Origin of the sequence: Burkholderia sp. EMB26 (assembly GCF_024730645.1) — a bacterium.
In the GTDB taxonomy this organism is placed as follows: Bacteria; Pseudomonadota; Gammaproteobacteria; order Burkholderiales; family Burkholderiaceae; genus Burkholderia; species Burkholderia cenocepacia.
The window spans coordinates 825823-841126 of record NZ_CP078072.1; the positions used below are offsets into that span (position 1 = coordinate 825823).

At 67.9% G+C, this 15304-nt stretch carries 14 protein-coding genes; 4 read left to right on the forward strand and 10 right to left on the reverse strand.

Going from position 1 to position 15304, the window contains the following annotated elements:
* Positions 1-195 precede the first annotated feature (195 nt).
* Both KU887_RS34060 and KU887_RS34065 read right to left on the reverse strand, forming a co-directional pair.
* A complete protein-coding gene (locus KU887_RS34060; protein WP_006498528.1) occupies positions 196-1356 on the reverse strand; it encodes an AraC family transcriptional regulator in 1161 nt (386 codons plus the stop codon).
* Entirely contained in the window at positions 1356-2990 is a 1635-nt protein-coding gene (locus KU887_RS34065) for an AMP-binding protein (protein WP_048987811.1), read from the reverse strand. The genes KU887_RS34060 and KU887_RS34065 overlap by 1 nt, the downstream gene beginning before the upstream one ends.
* Before the next feature lie 289 nt (positions 2991-3279).
* Here KU887_RS34065 and KU887_RS34070 point away from each other — a divergent pair, with 289 nt between their 5' ends.
* Both KU887_RS34070 and KU887_RS34075 read left to right on the forward strand, forming a co-directional pair.
* Entirely contained in the window at positions 3280-4071 is a 792-nt protein-coding gene (locus KU887_RS34070; RefSeq protein WP_258258615.1) for an HAD-IIB family hydrolase, read from the forward strand.
* A gap of 118 nt (positions 4072-4189) precedes the next feature.
* Positions 4190-5290, forward strand: a complete 1101-nt coding sequence (locus tag KU887_RS34075; protein ID WP_048987806.1) for an AraC family transcriptional regulator — start codon at positions 4190-4192, stop codon at positions 5288-5290.
* A 16-nt stretch (positions 5291-5306) separates the two neighbouring features.
* Here KU887_RS34075 and KU887_RS34080 read toward each other — a convergent pair whose 3' ends face one another.
* The 4 genes from KU887_RS34080 to KU887_RS34095 all read right to left on the reverse strand — a co-directional run bounded on the left by KU887_RS34080 (position 5307) and on the right by KU887_RS34095 (position 9648).
* Positions 5307-6818 carry a HAMP domain-containing sensor histidine kinase gene (locus tag KU887_RS34080; RefSeq protein WP_080331414.1) on the reverse strand — a complete coding sequence of 504 codons (1512 nt, stop codon included), beginning with the start codon at positions 6816-6818 and terminating at the stop codon, positions 5307-5309.
* Positions 6818-7537, reverse strand: coding sequence for a response regulator transcription factor (locus KU887_RS34085; protein ID WP_006484292.1), 720 nt, complete (start codon positions 7535-7537; stop codon positions 6818-6820). The genes KU887_RS34080 and KU887_RS34085 overlap by 1 nt, the downstream gene beginning before the upstream one ends.
* A gap of 175 nt (positions 7538-7712) precedes the next feature.
* On the reverse strand, positions 7713-8474 hold the full coding sequence (locus KU887_RS34090) for a hypothetical protein (protein WP_233633844.1): 762 nt from the start codon (positions 8472-8474) through the stop codon (positions 7713-7715).
* Positions 8475-8760: 286 nt separating this feature from the next.
* Positions 8761-9648, reverse strand: a complete 888-nt coding sequence (locus KU887_RS34095; RefSeq protein WP_034203742.1) for a LysR family transcriptional regulator — start codon at positions 9646-9648, stop codon at positions 8761-8763.
* A 113-nt stretch (positions 9649-9761) separates the two neighbouring features.
* Here KU887_RS34095 and KU887_RS34100 point away from each other — a divergent pair, with 113 nt between their 5' ends.
* A complete protein-coding gene (locus KU887_RS34100) occupies positions 9762-10532 on the forward strand; it encodes an NAD(P)H-dependent oxidoreductase (RefSeq protein ID WP_058903746.1) in 771 nt (256 codons plus the stop codon).
* 272 nt (positions 10533-10804) lie between these two features.
* On the opposite strand, the gene KU887_RS34105 is transcribed toward KU887_RS34100, so the two are convergent.
* The 4 genes from KU887_RS34105 to KU887_RS34120 all read right to left on the reverse strand — a co-directional run bounded on the left by KU887_RS34105 (position 10805) and on the right by KU887_RS34120 (position 14265).
* Positions 10805-11164 (reverse strand): avidin/streptavidin family protein, encoded by a 360-nt coding sequence (locus tag KU887_RS34105; protein ID WP_058903747.1) that lies wholly within the window; start codon positions 11162-11164, stop codon positions 10805-10807.
* A gap of 628 nt (positions 11165-11792) precedes the next feature.
* Positions 11793-12596: a hypothetical protein gene (locus KU887_RS34110; protein WP_058903974.1), complete on the reverse strand. Its 804-nt coding sequence runs from the start codon at positions 12594-12596 to the stop codon at positions 11793-11795.
* Positions 12597-12727: 131 nt separating this feature from the next.
* Entirely contained in the window at positions 12728-13555 is an 828-nt protein-coding gene (locus KU887_RS34115) for a hypothetical protein (protein WP_006498538.1), read from the reverse strand.
* Positions 13556-13677: 122 nt separating this feature from the next.
* Positions 13678-14265 carry a tetratricopeptide repeat protein gene (locus tag KU887_RS34120; protein ID WP_212137252.1) on the reverse strand — a complete coding sequence of 196 codons (588 nt, stop codon included), beginning with the start codon at positions 14263-14265 and terminating at the stop codon, positions 13678-13680.
* A 418-nt stretch (positions 14266-14683) separates the two neighbouring features.
* Here KU887_RS34120 and KU887_RS34125 point away from each other — a divergent pair, with 418 nt between their 5' ends.
* Positions 14684-15286, forward strand: a complete 603-nt coding sequence (locus KU887_RS34125) for a TetR/AcrR family transcriptional regulator (protein WP_006485824.1) — start codon at positions 14684-14686, stop codon at positions 15284-15286.
* Positions 15287-15304 lie beyond the last annotated feature (18 nt).

Here is a 15304-nt window from a genome sequence, read left to right on the forward strand (position 1 = left end):
ATCCAGATCGCGGATTGCGGCGACGCACGCCGAAGGAAACGATCGGCCGAGTGCGCGCCTGCACGGCCCGAGCTGTGAAGGTCGCCGGTTATGGGAATGTCCGCCGAAAACCGGCCGTGGAAACCGCAAAAGGAGCCGGTTATGGGATTCAATCCGCGAACCCGCGCATCCGCGCCACTCAGCGTCGCGCCCGCGTCACGCCCGCCGCCGATACGTCCCCGGCGTACTCCCGGTCCAGTGCCGGAACGCGCGATGAAACGCGCTCGGATCGTCGAAGCCGATATCGGCGCCGATCGCCGCGATCGTGTCGGGCGTATCGGTCAGCCGCTGGATCGCGATATCGCGCCGCAGCTCGTCCTTCAGCACCTGGAACGTCGTCCCTTCCGCCGCCAGGTGACGGCTCAGCGTCCGCACCGAACAATGCAGATGCTCGGCCGCCTGGTCGATCACGGGCAGATCCGGCAGCGCCGCCGACAGGTATTGCCGCACGCGATGGCACACGAGCTGTTCGCTGAACGATTCGAAGATCCAGTCGCCGGGCGCGCGCGCGAGGAACTTGCGCAGGTTGCGCTTGCTCTGCCGGATCGGCGCGTCGAGGTAGTCGGCGCTGAAGCGCATCAGCGTGCGCTCGCAGTCGAACTGCACGGCGCCGGTGAAGAAGTACAGGTGATCGACCGCATGGCGCGGCCGCGGGCACGCGAACTCGATCTGCAGCAGCGGAATCTTCTGCCCGATCAGCCACGAGCACACGCCGTGCACGAGCTTGAGCATCAGCTCCTGGCCGAGCGCGCCGATCGGCCCGATGGCGTCGTTCGGACGCAGCAGCACCTGCGCGACGAGATCGTCGCGCTTCGATTCGACGAAGAAGTCGTCGAGCAGGATATGGAAAAATTGGCCGAAACGGTGCAGCGCCGTTTCGAGATTGCGCGCGTCGAGCAGGCTCAGGCACAGGTACTTCAGCGTGCCGCCGCGCAACGGGCGCGAGAAGATGCCGGGCATCTCGTCGTCGAGGTCGATCGCGAGCGTGCGGTACAGCGTCGAGAACTGCTCCTCCGTCACGCGCGCGTGCGGCTCGCCGAGCAGCTCGATCGGAATGCCGGCGCCGCGCAGGTAGCGCTCGACCACGTCGCGCTGCACGCCCGCGCTCGCGAGAAAGCCGTTGACGAGCGAGATCGGCACCGTCGCGCTCGGCGACGGCAGCGCACGCCCGGGCCGGGCGGAAAGTGAATCTGAGCCGGTCATCGCGTCCCCGTCGATCGAACCGACCGCATTGTACTTGAGCGGCCCGCGCGCCCCCTTCGGCGTGGCCGGCGCACCGGGCCGCGCCGCCGCGGCCGCGCGGCGCGTCGTGCCCATCAGTCGGTGCGGCTGAGTTCCCGGCGCAGGATCTTGCCGACCGTCGACTTCGGCAGCCGCTCGACGAAACGGACGAGCTTCGGCACCTTGTACGCGGCCAGGCTCGCGCGGCAATGCGCGACGAGTTGCGCCTCCGTCACGTCGGCGTCCGCCGCGAGCACCACGAACAGCTTGACGGCCTCGCCCGTGCGCGGATCCGGCACGCCGATGCACGCGCATTCGGCGACGCCCGGCAGCGCGGTCGCGACCGCTTCCACCTCGTTCGGGTACACGTTGAAACCGGACACGATGATCATGTCCTTCTTGCGGTCGACGATCCGCAGGAAGCCGGCCGCGTCGAACACGCCGACGTCGCCGGTACGGAAATAGCCGTCCGCGGTGAACGCGGCCGCGTTCGCGTCCGGCTTCCGCCAGTAGCCGCTCATCACCTGCGGCCCCTTCACGCAGATCTCGCCCGCCTCGCCGATCGCCACCTCGCGATCCTGGTCGTCGAGCAGCTTCACGTCGGTCGACGGCAGCGGCAGGCCCGTGGTGCCCGTGAACCGGTCGATCGACTGCGGGTTGAACGACACGACCGGCGACGTTTCCGACAGCCCGTAGCCTTCGCGGATGAAATTGCCCGTCACCGCCTTCCAGCGCGACGAGATCACGTCGATCACCGCCGCCCCGCCGCCGGCCGACAGCTTCAGCCGCGACCAGTCGACCTCCTTCAGGCGCGGATGGCCGGCGAGCCCCGCGTACAGCGTGTTCACGCCGACGAACACCGTCGGCCGCGCGGCCTTCAGCACGTCGATGAACCCGTCCATGTCGCGCGGGTTCGCGACGAGCCAGTTCTGCGCGCCGATCGCGAAGTAGGACAGGAAGTTCACCGTCAGCGCGAAGATGTGATACAGCGGGATCGCCGTGACGACGACTTCCTCGCCCGGCCGGCGCGCATCCGGCACGATCGCCGCGAACTGCGCGATGTTCGCGACGAGGTTGCGATGCGACAGCGCTGCGCCCTTCGACAGGCCGGTCGTGCCGCCCGTGTATTGCAGCAGCAACAGGTCCGCGCCGCTCAGCGCCACCGGCTCGCACGCGAGCGATTCGCCGGCGGCGATCGCCTGCGCGAGCGCGGTCGAACCGGGCGGCAGCGCGTCGCAGGTGCCGGCCGGCGCATCGACGACGCCGAGATCCTCGCGCCCCACGCTCAGCACGGTGCGCACGCGCGTGCCGCCGACCACGTCCGCGAACGTGCCCATCGACCCGCCGCAGACGATCGCCACCTCGACTCCCGCGTCGTTGAGCTGATGCTCGAGCTCGCGCGCGGTGTAGTGCGGATTCACGTTGACCTGGATCGCGCCGATCCTCGCGACGGCGACGAACACGACCGGGAACGCGAGCACGTTGGGCAGCATCACCGCCACGCGATCGCCCTTGCGCACGCCGACGACCTGCTGCAGATACGCGGCCAGCGCGGTCGACAGGCGCTCGACGTCGGCATAGGTGAGCGTGCGGCCGAACGCATGGAACGCCGGACGGTCGGCGAAGCGGCGCATCGCGTCGTCCAGCAGCGCGCTGACGGAAGGATGGCGATCGGCGTCGATCTCGGCGGGGATCGAGCCATACGACCCGGTCCAGTGTCTCTTCGTCATGTCTCACTCCTCTTTGGACGGCACGCCAGCATGCGTACCGTTCGCACGGGGCCTGCACGCCGGAGGGACGCGGGCCGCCGCCTGACCGGCGACTATCGCCCGCGCGACGCGCTTTGCAAATGATCCGGGCGGCCGAAAACATGATCGAAACGGACATGCGTGCTCGCTCCCTGTCCAGGCAACTCGTCCGCGCGCATATTCCCCGGCGCGAATTGCAAAGCAGCAAGCGGCATGGCGCGGCGTGTCGCCGTTCTTCATAATCGACGACCGTCCCTCATCCGCCGAGACCATGCAGCCGCTCGCCCTGGCCCCCGCCGACACCTTCTCGTCCGTTCGCTTCCTGCTGACCGACATGGACGAGACCCTCACGCATCGCGGCCGCCTCGCCGCGCAGACCTATGCGGCGCTCGAGCGGCTGCAAGCGCGCGGCATCCGCGTGATCCCGGTCACCGCCGCGCCGGCCGGCTGGTGTGACCAGATGGCGCGGATGTGGCCGGTCGACGGCGTGATCGCGGAGAACGGCGGACTCTTCATCCGGCGCAGCCCGGACGGGCACGGCGCCGAACGCCGCTATTGGCATGCGGACGATGCGCTCGACGGCGCACGCGACGCGCTCCGGCGCATCGCGCAGCATGTCGCGACGGCCGTCCCGCCCGCCCGCCGCGCGGACGACCAGGACTTCCGGCTGACGTCGCTCGCGTACGCACGCACCGGCGGCGACCAGGACGACCGGATACTCGACGCGCTGATCGAGGCCGGTGCCGACGCAACCATCAACAATCTGTGGGTGATCGGCTGGGTCGGCGGGTACGACAAGCTGTCGATGTCGCTGCGCGTGCTGGCGGATACGTTCGGCGTCGATGCCGGCGCCGCGCCCGGGTGCGTCGCCTATTCGGGCGATTCCACGAACGACGCGCCGATGTTCGGCTATTTCACGCATACGGCCGGCATGAGCACCGTTATCGAGTATCTGCCGCAGTTGCCCGCGCTGCCGCGATGGATCACGCAAGGCCCGGGCGGCCTCGGCTTCGTCGAGTTCGTCGACGCGATCCTGCGCGCGCAGCCCGGCGATCGGGGCTGACTACCCGCGCGGCGGGGTGGCGCCGGCGTATATCAGGGTGAACCCGGTGGCGGATGGGATCGTTCCCGCGCAGAATTGCGTGCCGTCAACGATATCGATTCGGACGCAGGATCCCGTCATGCTGCGCAGTGCGCTCTTGAAACCGACCGACGCCCGTCCCGCCCGGCTGCCGGACGCCGCTTCCGCGCACGCGTTGCGCGAGCAGCGCTTCACGCCGGCCAAGCTGGCCGTGCTGGTCGACGTGGCCGCGCAAGCCGGCCTCGATCCGGCCGCCGTGCTCGCCGGCACCGGCCTCGCGCCGGCCGACGTCGCGGACCCGTTCACGCTCACGTCGCCGCTGCAGTTCCTGACGGCCGCGCGCAACGCGGTCGCCCGCTACGACGGCCCCGACCTCGGCGTGCGCGTCGGCCGCCGGCTGCGCGCGTCGAGCTACGGGATGTACGGCTACGCGATGCTGTGCTCGGAATCGCTCGCGCACGCGTTCGATTCCGCCGTCAAATATCACCGGCTCGCGAACGGCATGCTGCCGATCCGCTGGGTCGAACAAGGCGATACCGCGTCGTGGCTGTTTCCGGACCGCCACGAAGTCGCGCTGCCCGATCTCGACGAGCCGCTGTACCGTTTCCTGATCGACATGCAGTTCGCACTGCACGTGACGATCATCAAGGACGTGATGGGCGGATGGTGCGTGCCGGCGCGCGCGCAGTTCGCGCAGCCGCAGCCGCCGCACTGTGCGCTGCTGGCCGACGCGCTCGAATGCCCGATCGCGTTCGACCAGCCGCACCACGTGCTCAGCTATCCGGCGGCCTGGCTCACGCGCGCGCCGCAGCTCGCGAATCCGATCACCGCCGCGCAGGTGTCGTCGCACTGCGCGAGCCTGCTCGACGAAATGCGCAGCCAGGCCGGCGTCACGCGGCGCGTATACCAGGAACTCACGCGCACGCCCGGGCAGTTTCCGGACATCGACGCGATCGCCGAGATCCTGTGCATGACCTCGCGCACGCTGCGCCGCAAGCTCGAAGCCGAAGGCACGTCGTACAGCGAACTGCTGACGAGCGTGCGCAAGGCGCTCGCGATCGACTACCTCAGCACGACCACGCTCAGCACCGAGGACATCGCGCTGACGCTCGGCTTCAGCGATGCGGTGGGATTTCGCCACGCGTTCAAGCGCTGGACCGGCACGACGCCGAGCGACGTGCGACGCAAGCGCGGCGGCTGACGCCGCCGATCGAAGCTCAGCGTGCGTCGCCCGCCGCCGGCGACGCGACCGCCAGCGCGAACTCGAACACCGCGCCGCGCCCGGCCCGGTCGACGAGCCGGATGCCGCTGCCGTTGAGCGCCAGCATCCGGTGCACGATCAACAGGCCGAGCCCGCCGCTCGTCGCGGTGCCGCCGCTCATCGGCCGCTGCGGCCGCTGGAACAGCCCTTCGCGCCGCGCCGCCGGAATCCCTGCCCCGGTATCCGACACGGTCACGACCACGCGGTCGCCGTGCGGCGCCAGCGCGATCTCGACCTCGCCGTGCGCGGGCGTGTGCCGCAGCGCGTTGTCGAGCAGGTTGGTCAGCACGCGCTCGATCATCCCGAGATCGGCCGACACGGCCGGCACGCGCGGCGGAATCCGCGCATGCAGCGCGACGCCGCGCGATTGCGCGCTCAGTTCGAACTTCTGGAATACGTCCTGCACGAGATCGACCAGCGAGAACGGCTCGCGCTCGGCCTGCACGCCGCCCGATTCGAGCCGCGCGAGCTCGAACAGCGCCTGCGCGAGCCGCCCGACCTTCGCGCTCTGCGCGAGCGCGATCGACAGGTAGCGCCGCCGTTCGGGCTCGGCCAGCGTGTCGGCCTTCAGCGACAGCGTCTCCAGATAGCCGTGCAGCGACGTGAGCGGCGTGCGCAGGTCGTGCGAGATGTTCGTGATCAGTTCGCGCCGCTGCTGGTCCTGGCGCGTCAATGCGCGCCACTGGTCGCCGATCCGGTCGGCCATCTGCGCGAACGCGGATTCGAGCACCGCGATGTCGTCGCCACGACGGCCCGGCGGCAAACGCAGCACCGGCGGCTGCACATCAGCCGCGCCCGGCGCGCCGGGCGCACCGTTCGCGTCGAAGTCGCGCATCGCGGCCGTCAGCCGGCGCAGCGGGCGCGTGATGAAGCTGAATGCGGTAAGGCCCGCGAGCAGACCGAGCAGCGCGACGATCGCCATCGACCACAGCGTCGTGCGCAGCACGTTGCCGGCGTCGACGCGCGCGGCGAGCCGGTCGTGCGCCTCGCCGAGCAGCACCACGTAGATGTAGCCCGACGGCGGCTGCCCGGGCCGCTGCAGCGGCGCGGCGCTGAACACCTTGCGCGCGTCCGGGCTGCGCGGATCGTCGCCGAGGATCGGCAGCGGCTGGCCCGCGATGAAGCGCTGCACGGGCGCGAGATCGACGCGGTCGCGCTTCACGTGGCCGGGTGGCGCATCGTCGCCCTTGATGCGCCCCGCGTTGTCGAGCAGGTACACCTCGACGCTCGGGTTCACGCCCATCAACTGGCCGAACAACGTGCGCACGGCGTCGGGGCGCAATCCGTTCGCGTCCATCAGCGGCGCGCTGCCGGCGATGTTGGTGGCCAGGTCGCGCGACAGCGCCTGCACGACTTCCTTCTCGCGCATGTCGTTCGCGCGGATCTGCAGCCATGCCGACGCACCCGAGCACGCGAGCAGCAGGATCGAGAACACGAGCGACAGCCGCCGGGTGAGCGTGAGCTTCATCATGCGTCCCGCTGACCCGGCGCGGCGAGCTTGTAGCCGCGCCCCCACACGGTGAGGATTCGCACGGGCTCGGCCGGATCGGCCTCGATCTTCGCGCGCAGCCGGTTGATGTGGGTGTTGACCGTATGTTCGTAGCCTTCGTGCTGATAGCCCCACACCGCATTGAGCAGGTCCATCCGCGAGAACACCTTGCCCGGATGCCGCGCGAAGAAATACAGCAGGTCGAATTCGCGCGGCGTGAGGTCGATGCGTGCGCCGTCGACGCTCGCTTCGCGCGCGATCGGGTCGATCGCCAGCCCGGCGACGTCGAGCGTGCCCGCGTCGAGCCGCGAATCGCGCGCGAGCGCATCGACGCGCCGCAGCAGCGCCTTCACGCGCGCGACGAGTTCGAGCACCGAGAACGGCTTCGCGAGGTAGTCGTCGGCCCCGAGTTCGAGGCCGAGGATCCGGTGCACCTCGCTCGATCGCGCGCTCGTGATGATGATCGGCGTGTAGCGCGTCATCGCGCGCGCCCGCCGGCAGATCTCGAGGCCGTCGACGCCCGGCAGCATCAGGTCCAGGATCAGCGCGTCCCAGCCGCCCTGTTCGAGCAGGCGCAGCCCTTCGGCGCCGTCCGCGCTGTGCACGACTTCGTAGCGCTCGTCGCGCAGGTGCAGGCTGAGCACGTCGGCGATGTCGGCGTCGTCCTCGACGATCAGGATACGTTTCGGTTGGTCCATGGCGGTGGGCGGCGGCACGTCGGAGCGGGGCTCGGTCACGGTTGTCGGGCGGCGATCGGAGCCGGCGCGAAGCACGGCGGAAGGCCGCGCTGCCGTCATTGTGCAAAATTTTGCGGCGGCAAGGGATCACATTTCGTTTATGTTTGCGCCGCGCGTGCGCCGTCAGCCCACGCCGTCAAGGGCGGGCGCGGCAATCTGGCCCCTGAAACGCGATGTCGGACACGCCGGGCGGCACGCTCGATCGACAGCGAAAGGTTCGCCAGCCGACGGATCGGCGCCGCCCGTCCCTCGACCTCTCGATTCCCGCGGCACGATCCGGGCATGGGCCGCCCGCGACGCGCCTGCGTTCCGCGTCGCGCATGAGCTTCGTGAGTTCGCGCAATCGCTCGGAAGAAATTTCGTCGCGTTCCATCCCTTCGCGGCCGTCCACCCCGGCGCGACTCCCGAACGTCGAGCGACGCGGTCCGGTCGACGCAATGTCGGACGCCATCCCATCCACGATCGACTTCACATTCGATGTCGAAGGAGAAGCGTTGTCGATGCCGTCCGTTTGCATCCGTGCGATCCACTCGATCGTCATCGCATCGTCTTCGCTCACACGTTCCATGCGAAAAATGCCGGGCGCATTTGGCGAGCGATCGGCTCGGCGCAGCACCGTACGCAGGAATCCCTTCGCGAATCCTATGCGGCTGAATTGCCAGTCGGCATCATGCTCGACAAGGTCATCGTTGACGGTCTGCTGCATCGAGATGTGGTCGGTGTATCCCGCATAGCCTTTCGGCTCGCCGGGAAAGTACTGAAAATCCAGCGATGGCGATGCGTCCGGCCGCGGTACGCGTGGTGCCGCCTGCTTTTGCCTGCTGTTGTTCACTGCCGCCACGAACGCCAGCAGACCGGCGCACGCGCCGACCAGGATGGCAAGGACCGTCTGCTTCATCGTTCGTCTGACGCGCTAGCGGCAGGTGTCGTTGCCGGGCGTTTCCTGGGCCGCGATCAGGCGCGGGTCCAGTTCGGTCAAAACGTCTTCGAGTCATGTCCGTGCCCGCCGTCGAAGGACGCTGCCAACGTCAGCGGTCGGCGCGACACAGGCGCTGCCGTCGCCGAAGGTGCATGCGTACGTCGATGCGAGGAGCGCGAGGCTCGGGGAAATGCGGCCGGCCGCACCGCCAAGGACGACGCGGCCGTAACGCTTCGCAGGCCGAAGCATCCGGCCCGCGGGGCCGTCAGCGATGCGCGTCACCTGCGAGCCGCGCGTGCAAGGCCTCGATCGACGTTGCGACGAACGACGAGAACGCGCGAATCCGCGCGGTGTCGCGCAGGTCCGGATGAGTCAGCAGCCACAGGTCGGTCGCCAGTTCGTCGATCCGGCCGCCCAGCCGCACCAGATCGCGCTCGTCGTCGGCCAGGTAGCACGGCAACACGGCTGCACCGATGCCGGCGCGTGCCGCGGCGAACAGGCCGAGCAGCGTATCGACCCGATACCCGCAACGCGCATCGGCGCCTTGGGCATGCATCCATCGCTCGAGCGGCCGGTAACCCATCCGCCGGTCCGGCCCGACCCACGCGAGATCGTCGGCGCGCTCGCGCCACCCGGGTGCCGCATAGACGGCCTGTGCGATCGTACCGACCCGGCGGCCGATCAGCACCTCAGGCGGCGACGACGACGGGCGGATCGCGACATCGGCCTCGCGCTTCGACAGGTCGAAGACCGCGTTCGATACGGACACTTCCAGCGTGATCTCCGGGCAGGCATGCCGGAACGCGGCGAACACCGGCGACAGCAAGCCCGACAGCAGCGTATCGGTCGTCGTCACGCGCACGGTGCCCGATGGCCGCACGTCGCGACCGGCCACGCGCCGCTCGACGCCATGCACCTCGTCCTGGATCCGTTCGGCGGCAGCGGCGGCGTCCTCGCCGGCCGGCGTCGGCGCATAACCGGCGCGGGTCCGCTCGAACAACTTGACGCCCAGTTCGGCCTCGATTGCCGCGAGGCGGCGAAACACCGTCGCGTGGCTGATGCCGAGCCGCCGCGCCGCGCCCGCGAGCGAACCGGCCTGCGCCACCGCCAGCACGAGCCGCAGGTCGTCCCATGACAGCCGCTGTTCATTCATGCAAACCTCGTTTGCGAAACTGGCCAATTCCCGTTCATTCTCGCAACGCGTACCGTATCAGGCAAATCCCGGCGCAAGCCGCCTTCACCGGCACACCATGAGGAACGCCGCCCATGCACACGCTGATCGTTCATTGCCATCCCGAACCCCGCTCGTTCAACGCCGCGCTACGCGACACCGCCGCGCGGACGATGCGCGCGCTCGGCCATGACGTCGAGGTGTCGGATCTCTACGCGGACGGGTTCGATCCGGTCGAGGCGCCGCGCCACTACCCGTGTCGCGCGAACGCCGACGTGTTCTCGGCGCTGGTCGAACAGCGCCACGCGAGCACGCATGCCACGCTGCCCGCCGACGTGCGCCGGGAGATCGCCCGGCTCGAGCAGGCCGACCTCGTGGTGTTCCAGTTTCCGGTCTGGTGGCATGCGCCGCCCGCGATGCTGAAGGGCTGGTTCGATCGCGTGTTCGTGAACGGCGGCCTGTACACGGGCAGCCGCCGCTACGATCGCGGCCACTTCCGCGGCCGACGGGCGATCTGCTCGGTCACGACCGGTGCGCCGGCCGCGACGTTCGGCCCGGGCGGGCGCAGCGGCGACATCGGCCTGCTGCTGTGGCCGATTCATTACTCGCTGCATTACATGGGATACGACGTGCTGTCGCCGGTGCTCGCGCATGGCGTGCAGGACGCACACGGCGGTTACGCGTATCAGGACGATGCGGCGCTGGCGGCCGAACTGGCCGCGCATCGCGACACGCTCGCGCGCCGGCTCGCGAACTGGCAGACGGACCGGCCGCTGCGATTTCCGGGTTGGGATGACTGGGACGAGCACGGGACGCTCAAACCGGGAATCGTCGGGTACGACCGGTACGTGCGCGGGTGTGCGTGAACCCCTCACGGGAAATTCCGTGACGCTGCGTCGAATTGACTTGCGCCCGGACGGGAGGAAAGGCTGCGGGTAAGGCTGGCCCGACCTGTTCGACGCGGAGCGCGTTCGGGGCACTGCACGGCAGCTCGCCGACGCGCGAGACCGCCCAGTCGCGACCGGCCCGGTGACGACGTTCGGCACGAACCTGCATGCCACCCGCCTGGCCACGCCGTTCAGGTCAGCAACGGGCATCGCACCTTGCAATCGCTCCGGACCACGAGTTCGCAGATACGTTACCCCGCGACTCTCTCGAACGTATCCGCATTGGTCTGGACGGCATGTGCCCATCCAGACTCCGATGATCGTGAGCCTTGCCGAGGCGCCTGGCTGGTAACGACATGCCATACCGTCTGCAGCGTGCCGTCACGCAGCATGCCCGTGAAAGAACAGATCACGGTAACCCGGTCATTCGATATGCCGAAAGCGAAGTTGATGCAATCGCCAAACCAGACGCCCGAGACAGGCAGATCGTGACCGAAGAAGGCGCTGTCCTGCAACGCGGTGCTGAATACGCCACGGATGGCGCCCTCCTTGTCGTCGGTGATGGAAAGTGTGGAGCCGTATTGATTACGCCACGTACCGATCCAGTTCATAACGCACCTCCGGAGCACACGCTCACGCGCCAATGGGCCGAGCGTTCCAGGCGCCGGCGCCTTCTCGCGGCAATCGGGCTCGCAAAGCCGGCGCCGCGCATGGGCGAGCACCGTCGTGACAGAAAATCCTGGCGCGAATCCAGCAATAGTGATGCATCACCAGCGCCCACTGCGCCGGCATGACGATCAAAAAGTATAGACGCTCGTCGGATGATATGAGGCGGTGCATGTGGCCGTCCGGCCAGTGCGGACGCTTGTGTTCCCCCACTTTGTTGACCACACGATGCCGTCCGGCACGAAGGCTCGCCTGCGTCGACATGAGCCGATCAAGGGGCCCGCACGTTTTCCCATTGCTGCTGCGGTCGCCACGACGGCGTCGGGAAGATGTCGAGCAACTTTCTCGCCTGAACCGCTTGGGGTTTCTGGATGAAATTCACGCGGCTCGCTCTGTCAACGCCCCGTCGTTGCAACGGTTATCTCGACGGCGGACAACAGAGCGCGCCGTCACGTTCCTGCCAGTCGGAAAATCGGGCCGGCGCCCGCGTGACGACGTGACCTGCTGCATGCCGCCACGCAGCATCGTCAACCACGGGCGCGTGACCAATCCCCGCGCGCCGTCCATGCATACTCAGTATGACTTGCCGCCCACCGTCGCCGATTCCAGTTCGCGCGTGATGATCTGCGTGCCGCCCACATCGGCGACCGACTTGACCATGCCGACACCCGGCGCGAGCCAGTCGTCCGCGATCGTCTTGCTGGTCAACGCCGGGTTGGTGAAGGTCTCCGTCGTGTGATAGTGGCATGCGTTCGCGAAGACCTTGCCGTTCCGGAGGCTGACCGTTTCGCGCGCGACGTAGGTCCGCTGGATCGAGACGGACGTTTGCGCGCCGCCGGACGGAAAGACGGGCGTATCGACATAATTCACCGTCTCGCTTCCCGTGAGCCCGATCGTCTCGACATAGGGCGGCGAGTTCACATCGCGCAACGCGAGCGTGCTGCCGCTGTAGACCTCGCCGCCGTAGTTCGTGCGCACGCCGTTGCCGACGAGGTAGTAGTGATTGGTCTGAATCGGCGAGCCGGTCGTGGTTTCGGCCTGCTGCGTAAGCGCCACGCCCTCGAACGTCGCCGGCGCGAAGGTCCGCGTGTACACGCCGTTGTCGACCGCCGGGCTCTGCGCCGTCGCTTGCGTGTACATGTGCAGTTGCACGATATCGCCTTGCTGGTAGACCGGATCGCACTCGACGTTCGAGGCGGTCGGCGAACCCGAATTGCCATCGGATGTGCCCGTCGTTGGCGTGCCGCCCGTCCCGCCGCTGCCGCCGTTGTTGGTCGTGCCCGATCCGCCGGACGCCGCGGGCGAGGAATTGTCGTCGCCACCGCCGCAAGCGGTCAGCGCCAGGCAGGTCAATGCAATCAGTGCAACGGCTTTCATCGGAATCACCCTCCGAACGAACAGGACGAACGCAGCCGGTGCGCGCGCATCGTGCCGCACGCACCGCCCCTCACGAATCGGACATCAGGAATCAAGGCAATCGGCCGGCGGCCCTCGCCGGCCCGACGACGTCAGTTGACCTGCAGCTGGCCGCCGCGGCCCAGCCCGCCCTTGACGTCCTGCGCCTTGTAGCTGCGCAGCGCGACGACCATCTTGTTGTACGCGTCGATGAACGCCACGACCGTCGCCTTGCCTTCCGGCGTCGACGAGAAGCCCGCCAGCGCCCCCCCCACGCCGCCGCCGAAGCCGCCCAGCGCCGCGCCGTAGTTGGTCGCCGTCGAGCTGCCTTCCGACGCCGCGATCTGCACCGCCGAGCGCACGTCGAACAGCGTCAGCGTCACGACCGACGCCTTCGTCTGCAGGTGGCCCGCCACCGCCGCCACCGCGCTGTTGCCGATCAGCCCGCCGATCATGCTGCCGATCCCGCCGATCGGCGAATCGTTGATCACGATCTGCGGCTCCATGTAGTAGTCGGCCGCGACACGCTGGCCCTTCTGCTGCTTCGAGCCCGCGCGGTATTCGCCCGAGTTGCGCTGCAGCTGCGTGATGCGCGACAGGCGCGCGTCGCTCTTCTGGTTGCCGATCGACGTGATCACGAAGCAGTTCGACTGCTGCACCGCCAGGCGCAGCAGCGGGTCGATCGTGGTCATCTTGGTCGCGCTGCCGAACGGGCCCCACCAGTCGGCATTGCGGCCGTCGTCGACCGCGATCGTGCCGAGCGGCGACGTGCAGCGCTGCAGTTGCGAATCGGCGCCGGCGCTCGCGCCGCCAGCCGCGGCGCCCGTCACGCCGGCGTTCTGCCCGCCGGGCGTCACCACGCCGCCGCAACCCGCGACGGACGCGCCAAGCGCTGCAACCAGCGCACCTTGAGTGAGACGTTGGAGAAGGTTGGTCTTCATTGTCGTTGTCGATCGATTAGAGTCGTTGTTCGGCTTATGCGTCCGTGCGAACTTCGATAAGCCCCCCGGCGTGGCGCGCGATGGTGGTCTCCCCGCGGCTGCCCCCGTTGCTCGATGCCCGGTCAGTAGTACCAGTACGTCTGCTGCCAGACGCCGTAGTACGGATAGCCCGAGTACCAGTAGCCGTAATAGACGTCACGCCATTGCGTGCGCCATTTCCAGTCTTCCTCGTCTTCCTTCTTGGCCTTGCGCGCGAGATCGAGCAGCTTTTTCGATTCCTTGTCGCCGCGGCCGGCCGCGATCGACAGCCACTTCTCCGCTTCGCGCGCATCCGAGCCCATTTCCTCGAGGCCGAACAGGTAGAAACTGCCGAGCGCCTTCTGCGCGTTCAGGTCGCCGCGTTCGGCGGCCTCGCGCATCCACTTGAGCGCCTGATAGCTGTCCTGGCGCACGCCGTCGCCGCGGAAATAGCGCAGGCCGAGGTCGTAGGCGGCCTTCGGCTGGGTCTTCGCGGTCTGCCTGAGCGCGGCGATGCGCGGATCGTCCCGGTCTTCCGCATCGTCCCTTTTTTGATAGGAGACCTGATCTTTAGGGCGATCGGAACAACCTGTGTCGTCGCAGATCCGTACCGTGTTCCCGGTGACGGACGGATCCTGCGCGCACGCGGCCAACAGCAACAGCAGCCCCGGTGCGAGTAAACGGCGATACATGGGTATTTTCCTCACGTTTCATTGGCGCCGTATTGCTTCGCGCGCTCGCCCGCGAGCATGCCCCCGGCCGGTGCGGGGCGCGGCGAACATCGTCCGCGGGCCCGCGTGCCAAGGCTCTCTCAGGTCCTCTTTTCGGCTTGAAACATCGTTGCAGCGTCTGACACGGCAGAAAACGGCACGCGGTAAACCCGCTCTTGTTCTGTCTCTTTAATCCACGCAATATCGATCGCTGCTTACTGGCTTCAAATGATACATATCGGTCTATCTAATAGTCAAGATGACTTGATAACCGGCTCGACAAGCGAAGATTGTCGGGGCGGAACGGCCGTCAGACAGCGCCAGGAGGCCGATTTCATCGACCGGCATGATGCTAGAATAATCGGTCTATGCTGTTGAAATATCGAGGAGGAAGCCGTTCGTGCGAGCCAACAAACGCCAGCTGGTGGTAGACAAAGCGACCGAACTGTTCTCCAGGCATGGATTTCACCCGGTGGGCGTCGACTGGATCATCGACGATTCCGGTGTCGCGCGAATGACGCTGTACCGGCATTTTGCGAGCAAGGACGAGCTCATCCGCGAAGTGCTGGTCCAGCGCTACGACCTGATCGTCGGCAGCATCGACGCGCAGTTGCAGCACGTCGTCGATCCGGTCGAGCGCGTCAAGACCGTCTTCGACTGGTATGAAGCGTGGTTCCGCACACCCGAATTTGCCGGCTGCCTGTTCGAGCGTGCGCTGGCCGAATTCGGCACCGCTTATGCGCCGATCTCGGATGTCGCGATCCGCTATCGCCGCAAGATGGTCGAATGGATGGCCGAACTGATCGAAGCCGTCGTGCCGGCCGAAACCGCCAACCGGCTGGCGACCGTCTTCATGATGCTGTTGGACGGCGCCACGGTCGAAGCGCGGGCGTTCAACGATTCCGCGGCGGCCCAGCGCGCATGGCAAGCCGCGCATGCGCTGCTCGAACAGGCGATGCACGCGCCGGTCTCGCCTGCCGAAGGTGCCGGTCGCCCGACGTAACGCAACGTCGCGCGCCGT

Bases quoted from the DNA above. Each gene is read 5' to 3' on its own strand.
- KU887_RS34110 (WP_058903974.1), bottom strand. From the start codon at position 12,596: ATGAAAGCCGTTGCACTGATTGCATTGACCTGCCTGGCGCTGACCGCT.
- KU887_RS34075 (WP_048987806.1), top strand. From the start codon at position 4,190: ATGCTGCGCAGTGCGCTCTTGAAACCGACCGACGCCCGTCCCGCCCGG.
- KU887_RS34105 (WP_058903747.1), bottom strand. From the start codon at position 11,164: ATGAACTGGATCGGTACGTGGCGTAATCAATACGGCTCCACACTTTCC.
- KU887_RS34120 (WP_212137252.1), bottom strand. From the start codon at position 14,265: ATGTATCGCCGTTTACTCGCACCGGGGCTGCTGTTGCTGTTGGCCGCG.
- KU887_RS34090 (WP_233633844.1), bottom strand. From the start codon at position 8,474: ATGAAGCAGACGGTCCTTGCCATCCTGGTCGGCGCGTGCGCCGGTCTG.
- KU887_RS34095 (WP_034203742.1), bottom strand. From the start codon at position 9,648: ATGAATGAACAGCGGCTGTCATGGGACGACCTGCGGCTCGTGCTGGCG.
- KU887_RS34060 (WP_006498528.1), bottom strand. From the start codon at position 1,356: ATGGGCACGACGCGCCGCGCGGCCGCGGCGGCGCGGCCCGGTGCGCCG.
- KU887_RS34100 (WP_058903746.1), top strand. From the start codon at position 9,762: ATGCACACGCTGATCGTTCATTGCCATCCCGAACCCCGCTCGTTCAAC.
- KU887_RS34085 (WP_006484292.1), bottom strand. From the start codon at position 7,537: ATGGACCAACCGAAACGTATCCTGATCGTCGAGGACGACGCCGACATC.
- KU887_RS34080 (WP_080331414.1), bottom strand. From the start codon at position 6,818: ATGAAGCTCACGCTCACCCGGCGGCTGTCGCTCGTGTTCTCGATCCTG.
- KU887_RS34115 (WP_006498538.1), bottom strand. From the start codon at position 13,555: ATGAAGACCAACCTTCTCCAACGTCTCACTCAAGGTGCGCTGGTTGCA.
- KU887_RS34065 (WP_048987811.1), bottom strand. From the start codon at position 2,990: ATGACGAAGAGACACTGGACCGGGTCGTATGGCTCGATCCCCGCCGAG.
- KU887_RS34070 (WP_258258615.1), top strand. From the start codon at position 3,280: ATGCAGCCGCTCGCCCTGGCCCCCGCCGACACCTTCTCGTCCGTTCGC.